At 36.6% G+C, this 15,269-nt stretch carries 16 protein-coding genes and 2 pseudogenes; 3 read left to right on the top strand and 15 right to left on the bottom strand.

The genetic code is table 11. The annotated features are described in order from the left end of the window. Positions 1–157: 157 nt before the first annotated feature. Positions 158–637, bottom strand: coding sequence for a DUF3574 domain-containing protein (locus tag RCG21_RS17800; RefSeq protein WP_235824871.1), 480 nt, complete (start codon positions 635–637; stop codon positions 158–160). Between the two features lie 824 nt (positions 638–1,461). Here RCG21_RS17800 and RCG21_RS17795 point away from each other — a divergent pair. Next, the gene (locus RCG21_RS17795) at positions 1,462–2,382 is read left to right on the top strand and encodes a hypothetical protein (RefSeq protein WP_308913532.1); all 921 of its coding nucleotides are present in this window, start codon (positions 1,462–1,464) and stop codon (positions 2,380–2,382) included. Between the two features lie 5 nt (positions 2,383–2,387). Then, positions 2,388–3,125 (top strand): SH3 domain-containing protein, encoded by a 738-nt coding sequence (locus tag RCG21_RS17790; protein ID WP_133337068.1) that lies wholly within the window; start codon positions 2,388–2,390, stop codon positions 3,123–3,125. 399 nt (positions 3,126–3,524) lie between these two features. Here RCG21_RS17790 and RCG21_RS17785 read toward each other — a convergent pair whose 3' ends face one another. From RCG21_RS17785 to RCG21_RS17775, 3 genes and pseudogenes are all read right to left on the bottom strand, one after another. Continuing rightward, positions 3,525–3,875 carry a VOC family protein gene (locus RCG21_RS17785; protein ID WP_133337070.1) on the bottom strand — a complete coding sequence of 117 codons (351 nt, stop codon included), beginning with the start codon at positions 3,873–3,875 and terminating at the stop codon, positions 3,525–3,527. A gap of 386 nt (positions 3,876–4,261) precedes the next feature. Further along, positions 4,262–5,155, bottom strand: a complete 894-nt coding sequence (locus tag RCG21_RS17780; RefSeq protein WP_308913531.1) for a mechanosensitive ion channel family protein — start codon at positions 5,153–5,155, stop codon at positions 4,262–4,264. A 61-nt stretch (positions 5,156–5,216) separates the two neighbouring features. Then, positions 5,217–5,823 (bottom strand): annotated as a pseudogene (locus RCG21_RS17775) (DedA family protein). A 69-nt stretch (positions 5,824–5,892) separates the two neighbouring features. Here RCG21_RS17775 and RCG21_RS17770 point away from each other — a divergent pair. Next, positions 5,893–6,221: pseudogene (locus RCG21_RS17770) on the top strand (SDR family oxidoreductase); the annotation flags it as partial. Between the two features lie 217 nt (positions 6,222–6,438). On the opposite strand, the gene RCG21_RS17765 reads toward RCG21_RS17770, so the two are convergent. The 11 genes from RCG21_RS17765 to rsbRA all read right to left on the bottom strand — a co-directional run bounded on the left by RCG21_RS17765 (position 6,439) and on the right by rsbRA (position 15,152). Further along, positions 6,439–6,657: a helix-turn-helix domain-containing protein gene (locus RCG21_RS17765; RefSeq protein WP_133337074.1), complete on the bottom strand. Its 219-nt coding sequence runs from the start codon at positions 6,655–6,657 to the stop codon at positions 6,439–6,441. Between the two features lie 11 nt (positions 6,658–6,668). Further along, complete coding sequence (locus tag RCG21_RS17760; protein ID WP_133337076.1) at positions 6,669–7,154, bottom strand: DUF2975 domain-containing protein; 486 nt, start codon at positions 7,152–7,154, stop codon at positions 6,669–6,671. 724 nt (positions 7,155–7,878) lie between these two features. Then, positions 7,879–9,336, bottom strand: a complete 1,458-nt coding sequence (locus RCG21_RS17755; RefSeq protein ID WP_308913530.1) for an alpha-amylase — start codon at positions 9,334–9,336, stop codon at positions 7,879–7,881. Between the two features lie 117 nt (positions 9,337–9,453). Next, complete coding sequence (locus RCG21_RS17750; RefSeq protein WP_308913529.1) at positions 9,454–9,693, bottom strand: hypothetical protein; 240 nt, start codon at positions 9,691–9,693, stop codon at positions 9,454–9,456. Positions 9,694–9,908: 215 nt separating this feature from the next. Next, positions 9,909–10,745, bottom strand: a complete 837-nt coding sequence (locus tag RCG21_RS17745; protein ID WP_308913528.1) for an STAS domain-containing protein — start codon at positions 10,743–10,745, stop codon at positions 9,909–9,911. 224 nt (positions 10,746–10,969) lie between these two features. Beyond that, positions 10,970–11,791: an STAS domain-containing protein gene (locus RCG21_RS17740; protein ID WP_133337082.1), complete on the bottom strand. Its 822-nt coding sequence runs from the start codon at positions 11,789–11,791 to the stop codon at positions 10,970–10,972. Positions 11,792–11,906: 115 nt separating this feature from the next. Beyond that, positions 11,907–12,506, bottom strand: a complete 600-nt coding sequence (locus RCG21_RS17735; RefSeq protein ID WP_133337084.1) for a PP2C family serine/threonine-protein phosphatase — start codon at positions 12,504–12,506, stop codon at positions 11,907–11,909. Between the two features lie 53 nt (positions 12,507–12,559). Next, on the bottom strand, positions 12,560–13,567 hold the full coding sequence (locus RCG21_RS17730; RefSeq protein ID WP_308913527.1) for a PP2C family protein-serine/threonine phosphatase: 1,008 nt from the start codon (positions 13,565–13,567) through the stop codon (positions 12,560–12,562). Positions 13,568–13,579: 12 nt separating this feature from the next. Further along, on the bottom strand, positions 13,580–13,981 hold the full coding sequence (locus RCG21_RS17725) for an anti-sigma regulatory factor (protein ID WP_308913526.1): 402 nt from the start codon (positions 13,979–13,981) through the stop codon (positions 13,580–13,582). A gap of 2 nt (positions 13,982–13,983) precedes the next feature. Then, on the bottom strand, positions 13,984–14,346 hold the full coding sequence (locus RCG21_RS17720; RefSeq protein WP_308913525.1) for an STAS domain-containing protein: 363 nt from the start codon (positions 14,344–14,346) through the stop codon (positions 13,984–13,986). Between the two features lie 2 nt (positions 14,347–14,348). Further along, entirely contained in the window at positions 14,349–15,152 is an 804-nt protein-coding gene (gene rsbRA, locus RCG21_RS17715) for an RsbT co-antagonist protein RsbRA (RefSeq protein WP_308913524.1), read from the bottom strand. Between the last annotated feature and the right edge of the window lie 117 nt (positions 15,153–15,269).

Genomic DNA, 15,269 nt, shown 5'->3' with positions numbered 1-15,269 from the left:
TACCCATATTTTGGTAATAATGTTATTTAACATAAGATTCAAGATTCCATTTTTTATGAAGGATACAATTTGAATGGACTATTTTGAAGTTTAATTCTAGTAGAAAGATAACTTACAAATAAATAACTCTCCCATTAATGGAAGAGCTATTTTTCAATTATTCTACGAAATACATTTTTCCATTGACTTCTACGGAGACAGTCGATTGATGTAACTCCTCCTTAATTTGTTTTGCGTAATTTGCAACATCATCAATTTTTGAGTTATTTAATTTTTGTGCAAAACTATACACAATCGTAACCTTTTCTTTAATCAGATTTCCCTTATCATCAACCCAAGCCCCATTTCCATCAACAGATGTAGCACCTCCAAACATAATAGAAAAGTGAGACATGGCATTATCTACCCATTTGTTATGCTCGTCTGTAGAAATCGGGTCACTCCCATTTGTAGACGGTATGTAGATTTTAACAATATTATCTAAATGGAATTCTCCTTCTAATGCATTAGATGTTGTTTGGGCTTCAATAAGTTTTGGTTTGGTGAATGCATTCCCCATTGGAGATAAATAAGCAAATGTTGCCACAAATATAAATGTTATTATCATTAATACTGTCTTGTTTTTTATTACTTTCAATCCTATCACCCCGTTATATCCTTTTACCAAATTGTACCTTGAATGTAAAAATATTAAAACGGTTTTTTTTGTCTTTTGTTGACTTTGTTTGTCTTTTAATTTGATTCTATTATTTGGTCAAAAAAATACACCTCCAATTGCTAGTTGTAACGAACAATTGGGGTTCAGCTTCTTAGGACCTTTATGAATATCCGACTAATAAGATGATTGATTTAATTGTTTGATGAATTCTCTTATAAAGCCTCGCAGGTGTGGTCATGCATGACCGGATACTAGGTTTCCTTCTACGCGGAGATAATTTTCAATATATTTTTCCCCCGCTGCTTCTACGTCTAGTTTATAGGCAATATGGGCAGTCAACTCACGGCGCTCCAATTTCTAAAAACTCGTATCTCCAGTAATCCAACAAAAATATGTTTCAATATCGTCTAATTTCACTGGCCCGATAATCTGGTCTTTTTTAGGCTCTAAACCAAACTACAGGAAAATTGTACCATTCCCTTTAAATTTAGTTAAGTCTTATATAAAAAATATGAAAAAGTTTAATAATAAAGGTTCGTAGAATTGTAAAAATATAGAAAACAATTAATACACATTAAAAGAATTAGTTCTTAAATCACAGAATATAAAAATACCACAAGAACCGTACCAAGGTCCTTTGTTAAGAAACTGTCAATGTCAATAAAAAGGAGTAAGACTGTGAGGGGATATGTAAAAACCTTTATCAAAAGATATGGGGATATTTCTTGCGATTGTCTGCATAGAATGTAGACAAGGGTGAGTGATCTCTCAATGAAAATAGTGAAATTGGAGGGAATGACCTAATGCAATTTATTGAAGATGTTAAAGACGTGAAATTTAGTTTTTGGGATAAACCGCCGGCGTCATCTATGGCTTATGCTTTTGTTTATGTAAATAAGAACAACGAATACTATGGCGTTAAAAATGGTGAACGTTTGTCACGTAGTGAATTGCGGATTGGTAAATATAATAGGGTTTATACCGTCAATATGCAGCAGCAAACCATCACTTACAATGAGGAGGTCCCTTCGGCAACAAGAGGAAGAAGGTTTTCTGTCAATTTATTTATCGATATCGCCGTCGAACACCCGGAACGCTTAGTTCAACAAAATGCTGGAGAGTTTCGCACCATGATTAATAATAATCTTCCCTTCTGGGTAGAATCAGAAGCAAGATTTTTTCCTATTGAAGAGGAACTGAGATTTGCCCGGCATATCGAAGAATTTTTTCAAACCTCACCGTTAGTTAAGGTGTTAAGAGATGCTGGAATCGTTGTTCGAAATATTCGTGTGTTGATCCGGCAAGGTATTCGGGACCAGCACCATGATGAAGCGATCGCCGATTTAGACCGGAACGCAGAACTATCTGCCTATCAAGAGGCTCATGACTTAGAGGAAGCTCGCCGGATTTCGGCTTCGATTAAAGAAGCCCTTGAAGAAGGTGATTTTATCACTGCTGGGAAGCTTGGAGAAAAAAATGAAATGGCGAAGCGGTTGGTCGAATCAGAGTTTATCCAAAATCAAACCTTTAAATATGAGGTAAACAAACAACTCTTAAACTTGATCAACGATCACACGATTGACCAGTTCCAAGCAGAACAAAGATTAGCCAAACTAAAGAAACTATTTCCCTATCTTCCCATCGATCTGGCAAAAATAAATGGGCAAAAACAGATTTCTAGTCCAAGGAGAGGACTTCCATCCTATTTAAATAAAGGAGAGTAGTGACTGTGGAATCCATTATAAATCAGCTGTTTTGGTTGTGGGCACCGGTTTCTCTCCTTCCGGAATGGCTCCGTATATTTTTGGTTCTCTTTGTGCTCCTGCTGCTCGCAAGAACGATTTTGTTGTACATTGTTCCTCACTTGGTCAACTTGATGTGCAGGTTGTTGAAAAAAATGCTATATCTCCTTTCTTATCCCATCATGGCAGGAATTTGCACAATCCTAAAAAGGCGGAGAGAAGCAAGAAAAACGGACATTCCTTTTTGGGTTGATATCATTGAAGGAATGTTTGCCTTGTTCGATCGATTTTTCAACAAAATGATTCAGCTTTTCAGGAAACGGAAAAGGAATAAAGCAAGGATTAAAAGATGGTCCTTCTATTTTGCCACAGCTTTAGCGATATTGCTGTCTGCAGCAACCATGAACAATCCAAATGAATGGTATACACAAAAATGGAAAAATGCTGAGGCCTGGTTAAATCAAGAACCTGTTCAAAAACAAGTATTCAGTTCGGCGTCTCCTGAAACAAAAGAATTCATATTAAATAGAAAATATAAAGATGGTGGAAATATTCGAGTAGCTCCCGCACTAACCGCGGATCGGCTATATACGATTGATAATGGGGAAATCATACACTTTTTGAATGAAGAACAAGTAGATTCCAAAGGAATTAAGTGGCTAAAAGTTCAAACCGCTAACGGGATCAAAGGCTGGATCTCGGCCAGCATTGTGAGGGAAAAATAATAAATTGTGAGGAATATTTATCTCTTATTGTCGCAATGAATTGGTGGCACACTCCTAATCAGAAAGGGATGCTGAATGAACAGTTTTTTAAATTAATGATTACGATTGCTTTTTCTATTTTAATCCTACCCATACTGTCATTTAACCATAAAAAATAATCCATCCTTGGGTTTATTAGCGGCTCAGGTGGATTATTTCTCACTAGGCGATCCCCTTTGATTTGGAAACATTGTACACCCAGGAAACTACAAATGGATTTTTAGTTTCCTTCTTTAGTTTACTCATATGATGCTTAGTATTCCAAGGTAAACATGCATAATAGTCAAAACGAATGTTTCAATTGAAAATACAATTTTATTCTTAGGCTTGCCATCGGTCAGGGTGTAGATAAATGCTTTATTAAAGATTTTCAAATGAGAGTACCTCAACAGTAAATCCACCCGGTGCTTGAACATAAAATGTCCACCCGTGTGCCCTTTGAGGAGGTTTAACATCAAAGCCATCATCCTTCAACCGTTGATAAATCTTGTTCACTTGATCATCATTGGGCTGGATAAAACCGATATGAAAGGTCTTTGGATAGCTTGCTTGACTGCCTTTCATCAAGGAAAGCACTAACCCATGATCGTCATTCAGTAAAGCAAACGAATCATTGCGTGTATGCTTTATTTGCAGATCGAAATATTTCTCCAAGAACTCTTTTGCCAATTTTACATCGGTCACGGTCAAATTGAGATGGTTTAGTTTCATCAGTTTCCCCTTCCTTTACTTCAACATTATTTGGCTAACCTTTTTCCAAAAATATTTATGTATAATCTAATTTTTTCATGCCTTATTTTCACTTTTTATGATGAATCTTACCTCATTGAACCCTATTTCATCATATAAAAAGGAAGGCTATAAAAGGTTATTTAGGTCAATTAATTACCAAAAAATAAAAAACTGACTTAAAAGCATCGTCATTCAACGACCTTCTAAGTCAGCCTTCGTTTTATTATTCAATCATTTCGGTTGTATTCTATGTAATAGCCCACACAATTTCACTAATGATGGCTGCTGCGTTCCCGCCCTGACCCGGATCGGCTTGAGACCACGCAGCATAAACCGACCTAGGCTTTCCAATCAGCGAGTTTTCTCTACCTGCTTCGTGAAGGCTGCTCTTCAAGAATCTCCTGTAATTTATCAGTATGAACGAACATGTTCGCAGTGGGCATTTCTACTTGATTCTTATGGAAAAAAGACATCAGTTCAAACCTAACTTGCCTGGTAGTTTCAAAATATTCTTCCGGCCTAACGATGCCTACAATACAAAATTCGTACCCAACATATTTGATGTTTGGATTTAAGTCCGTAATACCAATATATTGAAATGGTTCAACAGCCCCGTTCTCTAGTCTAAATAAGTTTTGTTCAAATTTTTCATTGCAGATTTCACATACTTTTTCTAATAATTCCTTTATTCTTTTAGGATCTTCCTGATAACTTACTGTGATCCGTTCAATAACACGCATCCAGCCTTTATTAAAATTTTGTATAGTTCTAATCTCTCCATGTGGGATTGTAAGTAGTTTTCCCGACCATTCACGAATTTGCATAAAACGAATACTGATTTCCTCAATGGTACCTGAGATTGTTCCGTTGAAAGTAACAAAATCACCGACACGAAACTCTTTGTCCGTTAATCTCGCGAACCCTAATATAACGTCTTTTAGCATCTGTTGTGCAGCAAAACCGACGACGACTCCGGCAATACCTGCTCCTGCAAGAATTCCTTTTATGTCTACAAATTGACTAATTAGATAAATAAAAAGGCTGATCGCAATTCCATACCTAAAAATTGATCGAATTACACTTTGAATCGTTTGTTCAACTTCTTCATCAAAAAAATTTGACTTCCTAAAGAACCAATCTAAAATACGGTTTGTGACAAAGGAAAAGGTCAAAAGAACCAAAGCAAATAGTGTAAATCTTAAAAGTAAAAATTTCCTTATATAATTAAAAAATTCCTCAGTAAAAGTTAATAAATCCATCCATCCACTTCCTTAACAGGGAAAATTCCATGCTCCAAAGAAAAAAATCGTACAACACATACTATTTTTCTTTTCTTTCCTTAATATACCAACCTACTAGCGCTATAAACAGAATAATAATAATTAGGTACATCACATTGGAAAATCTATTCATAAAGTACACTACGTTTTCCCAATTAGCTCCCAATCTAGCTCCAAGATTAACTAGAAGGGTATTCCAAACAAGGGTCCCAATTGTTGAAAATATTAAAAATAACCAGAAGTTCATCTTTGCCATTCCAGCTGGTATATAAATTAAGCTTTGAATAAGGGGAATTAACCGACAGAATAATACTGTCCAACTTCCATATTGATCAAACCACGAATCTGCACGATTTATATCTTCTTTTGTTAACCGTAATATACGTCCATAGCGTTCGATGATTTTTTCTAATCTTTTTACATTTAATAGCAAACCGAGACAATATAAACAAATTGCTCCCAAAATCGAACCTATCGTTGATGAGATAACAACACCTGTAACACTAAGATTGTTCCGTAAGTCATATAGCCGCCAAAAGTAAGGATTAATTCTGAAGGTATAGGGGGGAAAACATTTTCTAATGCAATTAAAAAAAGATTCCAAAATATCCATATTGCTCTATTATATCTTTAATCAAGGACTCCATAGTTTCCTCCAGTATCTGGATCCGGTTATTTACGATTTTTGAGGAAAAGCCGGCTTACCCGCCCAGAATTCGGTTACAGCTTATGAGGGCAACGAACAGTTAATCGATTATTCATCTACGAAAGGGGCCATCGTCTCCTTTACTCGTTCATTGGCCAATCTCTTGTTAAAAAAGGAATACGAGTAAATGGTGTAGCCCCTGGGCCGATATGGACCCCTTTTATCCCATCCACCTTTCCCGAAGAAAAGGTTCAAAACTTTGGAAGAAACACTCCAATGGGCCGTCCGGGCCAATCGGAAGAACTGGCTCCAAGTTACGTTTTACTTGCTTCCAACGATGCCTCCTATATGACAGGACAAATCATTCATATTAATGTCGGGCAATTTATTACCAGTTAAGAATGACAAGAACACTTAACAAAAACACCTTTTGGAATACTCTAACGGGTTCCCTTTTTAAGGTGCAAACATTACACATCATATTTTTTGTCACTAATTTCTGCAATTGATGGAATTCTCTGAGCTAAAAACATCAATAAACGCAAATAAGGGATAGCTTAATGGCTATCCCTTAAATTATCGTCTCCCATTAGTTAAATAAATTTGTTATCTGTTTTTATTGAGTGTCTTCATCGCTTTTGTACTCCAAAATATCACCTGGCTGACAATCCAAAGTCCTACATATCGCTTCTAATGTTGAAAAACGAACCGCTTTTGCTTTCCCATTTTTCAGAATGGACAGATTCGCCATAGTAATTCCAACCCTATTCGAAAGCTCCGTTACGCTCATTTTCCGTTTTGCTAACATCACATCAATATTAATAATAATTGGCATATCCCTCCACCTCAGACCGTCAAATCATTTTCTGATTTTATGTTAATCGCTTCTTGTAGAAGCCGTTGGAGGATAGCAGCAAAAACGGCGATAATCAACGAAGCAAAAATGATAATGAGTCCCATTAGTCCAATAGGAGGGTCAACTTTCTTCGCTATAAAATGAAAGAGTGGCAAACCTAATACATACAAACCACTGATTGTAATCGCACAGCACTTTATGTTCCTTAACGCCTTTACAGATAATTCCGAGAACGCTGTGTTCTCGTCAATGTACCGTAAAAGATTGAAAGCCTGATAGAGAGCAAAGTAAAAAGGCACAGCCGCTCCATACATCACGATGAAAACGAGAGATTTCATTGGGGCAATATTTGGATACAATTTAGCTGCGAAATTCGCCATATGGGGGACTAAAAATATACATAAGGCAAGAACGAGGATTCCAATAATAAAAACAGTTACTTTTAAAAAGAGTGTCGTAACTTGAATTTGTTTCATAAAAGCACCTCACATAATTAAATACAAATTCATTTTAAATTATAATTTATCGATTTGCAATAAATTAATATCGTTTATTATTATAACCGCAGGGCATGGAATAATTAATGGAGGGTGTGTGAATTTTTTGTGATTTAGTGTGTGGATTATGTTGGATTTAGTTTTTTTGGGTACCTTACACGGGCACGTATACACATTCAGGATTAGGGGGCTGAGGAGACAGACCTCGCAGATGCTTTAACCTTCCCCCTCAACACATCTAATTGAGGTTTACTTGTTTTTTAAAACATAGGAAGTCTTATCCTTCATTTAGTAACCAGTGATCTTTAAAATAAGAGGAGATTTTCCGATTAAGCAAAGCAAAATTACCCATTTTCGCGTTTTTTCCGTAAATAGTCGGAATTTTTCCGCCTATTTACGGAATTTTCAGTGCTTTTTCTTAATTAACAGAAATTTTTCCGCTTATTTATCAAACTCGCTTTAACATCTAATGAACTTTTATAACTTACGGGTGGTTTCGTGAAAAAAGGAAAATTAAAATAATGCTTTTCTCCTCTAAGCATTTTTGACAATGAAATATACTGTGAGGTTTATGTGATTTACTATTTGATTTTGTCAGCGATTACCGTTTTGCACCCCACAAGGAAACCCGTAAGGATACGCTGAAGGTGTTTTTTTTTGTGGGGATTAATAATATAACCAGAATACAAAAACTCTCATCCTATCATTCATGCTGCTGTGCCCATACGGATACACTTCCTCCATTCACCGGGAAAGATGCAAATCCATCCTCTTCAATCGTAAGCTCTTCATCTCTTGTTCCCGTAACGTCTACCCAAACTTCTCCTGCACGCTCTTTACCTACAAACATTCTTTTTTCTCCCCCACCACTGTTGGAGATTAGGACTGCACAGCCAGACCGCTCAACTTCCTTCACCCCTCTTCGAACCCAACCAATTAGATTTGCGTTATCAAAATAATCATCTTGTTCTCCATATGCCTTATGGTACCGGGCATATACAAGAGGATCAATCGCTTCTTTTTTTCCTTCAATCGGATTTTCCCCGCCAATGCCAAAATAATCGCCATAAAAGACACAGGGAAAACCATCCTTTCGGAGTAAGATAAGAGCATAAGCGATTTGTTTAAACCAGTCATCTACCCAAGATTCAAGAGACTGATTTGGTTGTGTATCATGATTATCGACAAATGTTACTGCATGAGTCGGGTTGGTGCTCACGAGCGTTTCATTGAAAATGGTCGTTAAATCAAAATCAGCCCCCGCTATTGACGCTTCATGTAATTTATAATGGAGCGGGACGTCAAATAAATCGATCGTATAATCGACATCCTCTAAAACTTGCTGACAATCTGAGAGATTACGGTTCCAATACTCAGCAACCATATAAAAGTTTTTACCAAGATCCACACGTACCTCTTCAACAAAACTTTTAATAAAATCATAATTAATATGTTTAATCGCGTCTAATCTATAACCGTTGCAATGTAAGGTATTGGCCAGCCATTTCCCCCAATGGATCATTTCTTCTCTTACATCTGGATGATTATAGTCAATATCCGCAAACATTAAAAAATCATAATTGCCAAATTGATCATCTACCTTGTCACTCCACGTTTTGTTCTCTCCAACGATTCGGTAAATGCCCGATTTATCCTGTTTAGCGTCATAGTCTATCCCAATAAAATGCTCGAAATTCCATTTAAAAGAGGAATACTTGTCCCTTCGTCCTGGGAAAGTGAATTTTGTCCATCCCTCTATCTCAAATGGCTCGGAAATTTCTTTCGTTCGATCTTGTGGATTGACTTCAACGACTTTAAATACTTCAGTATCATCTGCTCCTGCTTTATGATTCATAACGATGTCTGCAATCATTTTTATTCCTAAATTATGACAGGCTGCAACAGCATCTGCTAATTCTTGTTTTGTTCCATATTTTGTACGGATTGCTCCTTTTTGATTAAATTCACCAAGATCATATAAGTCATATACAGCATAACCAACATCCTCTGCTGATTTCCCTTTTGTAACGGGTGGAATCCACAGCGAATCAATTCCTATCTCTTTTAATTGTGGTGCAGCTTCTTTTAATTGATTCCAATGAGTACCCTCCGGTTTTATATGCCATTCAAAGAATTGCATCATCGTATGATTTCTTTCCATTCTCGGTTACCTCCTTCAAAATCTTTTCTAATTGGAAGTCTATGTATCTATTATTTTCATGGACTAAAACAGCGAGAGACTTGTCATGTCTCTCGCTCATTTATTTGAACAAGCCCACTAACTCCGCTCGCTGCTTAAAGATTCGATATTATAACCAGATGTACCATTTTGTTTTTCGCTTTCTCGCGAACCATTCTGTTCTAGCGAATCCTTAACATCCCTTTCAGTGCGATCTTGCGCGGGATCATCATCGTTTTTGCCTTTCTCAACTTCTCTATCATTGAGGTAATAAGGGGCTAGTCCCACTCTATGACCAGCATCTTCCATATTCTTTTGCTCATATTTATTTTTATCCATGTTCCTCTCCTCCTCTTTTTTTAAAAAATGGTGCTGTTCCATTCTAGCTTTCAACTGAATTTGCAGCTGCTTATTTCTTTGGTACCCTTGGTATTTTAACTACCCCTTTCCAGGAGACCTAAACACTTTTTGCCGATTTACACATAAAAAACTGACTTAAACGAGCCGTCATTCAACGACCTTTTAAGTCAGTTCTTTTAAAAAAATGTATCTGATTACACTAAACCTTTAATGGCTCGTTTAAGTGTAGAAACAATCGGGATTTTATTAAAATCAATTCCAAGTTGAACAGCAGTCTTTGCGATTTCAGGTCTAATTCCTGAAAGGGTACTGTCAACGTTTATTAAACTCAGTGCTTTAATCAATTGATAAATTTGTAAGGCAACCATGGTATCAACTTTCACTACCCCTGATAGATCAATCAAAAGGTGATGAATGTTAAGTTTCGTACATTGTTTTAAGGTATTTTCAAGGAGAAACTTTGCCCTTTCACGATCAATATCACCGATCAACGGAAGTAAAGCAACGTTGTCATTTAAACAAATGACTGGAGAACTAAGTTCATTTATTAATTCTTGTTGGGATTTCAGTTTTAACTCTGCATATTGATAGCTTTCTTGTGTAAACCATGCGATGATCAGATTGAAATTCTTCACAATGGTACGATTCCAAGTATTTATATTTTCATCAGAATATTCATGTTCGTGTAGCTGAATAAATTCTTGAACTAAGTCTAAGTATTGCTCTTGGACTCTAAAAAATTCCCTTAAAATAAATGGGATAGGCGTCCTTAAATGTTGTTCGTCCCGTGCAACAGTCATGACCCATTCTTCAAACTCTTTGTAGAATTGTTCATTAGAGATTTCTTCATTAAATGCATTGCAAAATTGCAAATGAAACTCATAGTTTTGCTGCTTGAGTGTGTTAATTACCTTAGGATCTTGGGAAGCATATACTCCGGATGCGTTGCTTTTATCCAAGGAATCATACCATTGTTCTGTTAACTGCCATGTTTTCCTTAATAGAAAATGATATAACTCATTATTTTTCATACGATCCCACCTCCCTCTGATTGTGATCGGTCTTAAAGCCATAATAAATAGTTTAAAAAAAGGCTGTGTTAAAGGAACAATGTTAATTTTGAAAAACGTTGATTGGAGCGGAAATCAACAACTAAGTTTAACAGAGCTAAACAAATAAAAAGTACCCTTCGTACCAACCAGAACGAGGGGTTACTTTTTAGCATTACGATTGATTCATTCAAAAAAAGTGAAGGTTAAGCAAGATGTTCATTTAGTGTTTGTTGTAACGTTGCTTTTGTTTCTGTTAGACCTTTAAGGTCAATTCCTAAATTAACCATTTGCCTAACTAGCTCAGGGCGTAATCCCGTTATGACTGATTTAGCCCCCATCAAGTTTATGCCAATCAATACTTTTTGAAAATGGGAAATCGTCATTTCGTCCATATCCGATATTCCAGAAAGATCAATAATCAAGGTAAGAATCTTTAACCTCGCGATCTCCTTTAGAATTTTTTCTTCAATAATATCCATTCGATACGAATCAAACTGACCAATCAACGGCAGCACAGCTACAGTTGGACTGACTGGTATGATTGGAGCCGATAAATGTTCAACTAATTTCCTTTGAGAAAGAATTAATTCATCCTTATACTGGGAATAGCTAATGAAAAAGGTATTTAAAAATTCATCAATCCCATCATTTACACTCTTTTCCAATTCAAAAAAAACGCCAGCATGATTAAAATTCTTTTTTTCTTGATCATAAAGCTCGATGAAATACCATAAGGTACGTCTTATTGCATGTACCCATTCTAGTTTGAACTCTAAAGTTAATGAATGTTTCGCCCAGGCGACTCCTTCTTGTTTGGCAAATGAAATGAGTTCATCGATTGAATTTTCCACAACGTAAAGAACGACTCTTTGAGCATTTTTCAAAAGATCAATGTTTCCGGCTTTTAAAATTCCCTCTATATTAGAGGCAACATTTACCGCCTCCGATAAAAGCCTTTCCTGAAATTTCACATTATTCGCGATAATATATTCTGAGATATTTCTTGTGTCATAAAAGGTATTCAAAGTTAGTCCTCCTTATGTAAAAGTATCATTTTGAAGCTCCCCAAAACGATTTCATTCAAGATTAAAATGATCCTTCTTCAAAAAAACGTACTCATGCATATGGGGATCTGTATTGTTAAAACAGTTGACCGATCACATAGGTCAAGTCATCTTTCCTGGTTTGTGTATAGCTCTCTAAATGATTCGAAATTTCATCAATCGTCCTAAAGTTGCTTATTAATGATTTAATACCTGGAATGAGAAGACCGTCAGTATGTATGATAAATTTCGAACCTTCTTCATAAGAAAAAGTTTCACATTGATACTTTTGCGGCTTTCCTGATAAAAACCCCATAACTGGAATCGGATAAATGAATCGGCCAGAGGGGCTATGGAGAATAAATTCAATATTTCCCACCGAGCCATAAGTGAATTTCTTTTGTGAAAAATCTATCTTTAAAATGGATACGGTTGCACCTCTTCTATCTTTAAGAACATGATTGCAATAGTCGATTAATCTTTCTACCTCTTCTTCATGGTGTTGTTCCACCACTTCACAAATCGCCTTTGATGAGGCATGAGCATGCTGTCCGCTCCCTAAACCGTCAGCAACCGCGCAAATAAAGTATTCATCGATTGCTTTCATAAAGAAACTATCTCCATTAACGTCGTTGCCCTTTTTTTGAATTTGATAGGCAATGGCCTTCATATACTGATTGAATTCACGCTCTATCATTTTTTCACCCGAGAATCTTTTCTACTTTTAAATTCATTCATATTTCTCCTTACCTATTGCTTTCTTCTTAAAATAATTAAGGTAAAATCATCCCTTAACTCAAAATTCTGCATTCTCTCAATATCATGATAGATGTTTTCCACCATTTCTTGGGAGGATAAATGCATATAGGTTTGAATTAAATCAGTGATCGCCGAGCGTTCGATAAACCCCTCGTCTGTCTTTGATTCCGTCACACCATCCGAGAGTAAAACAAGCATATCACCCGGTTCTACCCTTTTTTCATATTGCTTATATGTAACATCCTGATCTACCCCTAACACGATACCCTCTGTTATTAGATCTTCAAAGGTATCTGTTAATGAATGATAATAGAATCCTTGTTCATGCCCAGCTGCAGCATATGTAAATAAATGCTTAACGGAATCATAGATTCCATAAAACATCGTAATAAACATACTTGAGCCGACATTTCCTTCTACGACTTTATTTAAATATTCTAGAACATCTTTTGGAATTTTTGTGGACTCCGATAAACTGTCCATTGCATATTTGATCATGGACATACAAAGAGCGGCGGGTATTCCTTTGCCAATGATATCAGCAATGGCAATACTAATCCTTTCTCTCTCATGAACAAATTGGTGAAAATCTCCATTCATTTTCTTTGCCGGAACGCTAATAGCACCTATATCTAGTTCATCATGATCTGGGACTGGCGTTTCTAAAAGGTTTTCTTGAATGCTTGCAGCAGTCTCAATTTCTGAAATGATTTCAAACTGTCGATTTCTTAAGCTTTGATGTTCTTGATAGGCTAAGCCATAGTCCATCATAAACTCCATAAGAAAATCAAATGAGGATAGAACTTCCTTTTGAATATCCGGAAATAAATCTTTTAATACTTTACAATGGATATGGATGATTTCCTCAGGCGATACCTTATGTTCAATTGATTTCCTGCTAAACATTTGGCCTTGGTACAATGCCACTTCACTCGATTCTTCTATGTATCTTCGAAGCATTTCCCGATAACTTGCTTCTAAAATCGCTTTAAAATCCATTCTCTCTCACTCCTAACGCAGCCACTTCTCCACCTGGATCGTCGTACCTTTTCCGGGTGATGAGATGAGATCAAAGTTGTCCATTAAACGTCTCACTCCCGGTAATCCAGCTCCTAAGCCTCCTGATGTAGAATATCCATCCTCCATCACTTTTCGAATATCCCGAATACCTGGCCCCTGATCCATGGCAGTCACTTTTAAACCGATTCTTCCAAACTTATGGAGACATTCAATATGGATTTCCCCTTCTCCGGCATATAAATAGATGTTTCGTGCTAACTCAGAAATCGCTGTTGTGATCCTTGCCTGATCAACTGTTCCAAATCCAAGCTCTTTGGCAATATTTCTTCCTAGTTGCCTAGCTTCAACGATATCCCATTCTGATATTATTTTTACATAGGATTCGTTCTCCATGCTCACTCCTCCAACTCCCGCTGTAATGTTTCTAACCCCTTTTCTAAATCCAATGCTGTACGGACATCTTGAAGGTGTATTCCGAGTTCAACTAGTGTAATCGCTACAGCCGGTTGAATACCGGTCAAAACGACTCTTGCCCCCATCAGTTTAGACATGTTAATGACATCACCGAGCACTTTCGCAATAAATGAATCGATCATATCGACAGATGTTAAATCGATTACGACACCAACTGCACCGGTTTCATGTATTTTTTGAAGCAAATTTTCTTGGAACTGTAATGCCGTTTGATCATCTAGCTCCCACTGAATGGAAACAAGCAAGCAATTATATAATTTTAGTATTGGTATATTGACAGCCATTCTTAATCCTCCATTGATACGATTTTTCGATTGGTCATTTCTAATGCCGCTATAATCCCTTTTTGCAAGCTGCTTTTTGTCATAACCTGATTTAAGTTAATTCCTAAAGTAACAATCGTTTGGGCAATCTCTGATCTTATCCCTACTATAATACATTGTGCACCTACTAATCTTACTGCTTCCGAAGCTTGTATAATATGGTGGGCCACCATTGTATCGACAACAGGGACTCCTGTTATATCAATTAACACCACTTGTGATCGAAACTTGACAACACCTTCCAGCAAATTCTCCATAATCTTTTTCGCTCGCTCTGTATCTATCGTTCCGACAAGAGGCATGACGGAAATATTATCAAAAACGGGAATGAGCGGTGCGGATAACTCTTGCAGGGCAATTTTCTGCAGAGAGACCGTTTTTTGCCAAGAGGATGCGTATTGGTTAAACAATCGGTTGTTAATCGGACTAATCCGCTGATCATAACCCCAAACAAACTCAACTTGTTTCTTTTCTGAAGCGTTCCCAGTGATATGAAAGAAAATAATCTTTCCGAATTCAGAGACACTATCTATAATAGAAGTTAATGTCCAGCCAAATTCTACTAATCTCTGAGCAAACACAGCTATTTTCCCTTCTTCTTCGTTCATGGAATGAGATAGCAGTATATTAATATATTCATTACAAAAACTCGCATAATTTTGGTCCGTTTTTTCTTCACTCAGGCTGACGAGTTTATCTTTCCACTCTTTAACCAGTTGGTCTCGATTTGTTCGTATGTATTCAACAATATAATCTAGCTGCTCCATGATAATCCCTCCTAAACCTATACATTTAGTATATCATATATTCAATAATCCCAAAAAACAGATAAATCCTGCCGGTTCTAACTGAAAATGAGCTTGCACAATCTTGTGCAAGCTCTG

Source organism: Bacillus salipaludis (assembly GCF_030938565.1).
GTDB classification, from domain to species: domain Bacteria; phylum Bacillota; class Bacilli; order Bacillales; family Cytobacillaceae; genus Neobacillus; species Neobacillus salipaludis_A.
Note: the sequence above shows the minus strand (reverse complement) of the source record. Positions and strands in the feature narration are given on the sequence as shown.

What these genes read in the sequence shown, in the direction of transcription:
- RCG21_RS17765 (WP_133337074.1), bottom strand. Translation starts at nt 6,657, where the DNA reads ATGCCAATTATTATTAATATTGATGTGATGTTAGCAAAACGGAAAATG.
- RCG21_RS17730 (WP_308913527.1), bottom strand. Translation starts at nt 13,567, where the DNA reads ATGGATTTTAAAGCGATTTTAGAAGCAAGTTATCGGGAAATGCTTCGA.
- RCG21_RS17750 (WP_308913529.1), bottom strand. Translation starts at nt 9,693, where the DNA reads ATGGATAAAAATAAATATGAGCAAAAGAATATGGAAGATGCTGGTCAT.
- rsbRA (WP_308913524.1), bottom strand. Translation starts at nt 15,152, where the DNA reads ATGGAGCAGCTAGATTATATTGTTGAATACATACGAACAAATCGAGAC.
- RCG21_RS17760 (WP_133337076.1), bottom strand. Translation starts at nt 7,154, where the DNA reads ATGAAACAAATTCAAGTTACGACACTCTTTTTAAAAGTAACTGTTTTT.
- RCG21_RS17720 (WP_308913525.1), bottom strand. Translation starts at nt 14,346, where the DNA reads ATGGCTGTCAATATACCAATACTAAAATTATATAATTGCTTGCTTGTT.
- RCG21_RS17735 (WP_133337084.1), bottom strand. Translation starts at nt 12,506, where the DNA reads ATGATAGAGCGTGAATTCAATCAGTATATGAAGGCCATTGCCTATCAA.
- RCG21_RS17755 (WP_308913530.1), bottom strand. Translation starts at nt 9,336, where the DNA reads ATGGAAAGAAATCATACGATGATGCAATTCTTTGAATGGCATATAAAA.
- RCG21_RS17780 (WP_308913531.1), bottom strand. Translation starts at nt 5,155, where the DNA reads ATGGATTTATTAACTTTTACTGAGGAATTTTTTAATTATATAAGGAAA.
- RCG21_RS17785 (WP_133337070.1), bottom strand. Translation starts at nt 3,875, where the DNA reads ATGAAACTAAACCATCTCAATTTGACCGTGACCGATGTAAAATTGGCA.
- RCG21_RS17795 (WP_308913532.1), top strand. Translation starts at nt 1,462, where the DNA reads ATGCAATTTATTGAAGATGTTAAAGACGTGAAATTTAGTTTTTGGGAT.
- RCG21_RS17725 (WP_308913526.1), bottom strand. Translation starts at nt 13,981, where the DNA reads ATGGAGAACGAATCCTATGTAAAAATAATATCAGAATGGGATATCGTT.
- RCG21_RS17745 (WP_308913528.1), bottom strand. Translation starts at nt 10,745, where the DNA reads ATGAAAAATAATGAGTTATATCATTTTCTATTAAGGAAAACATGGCAG.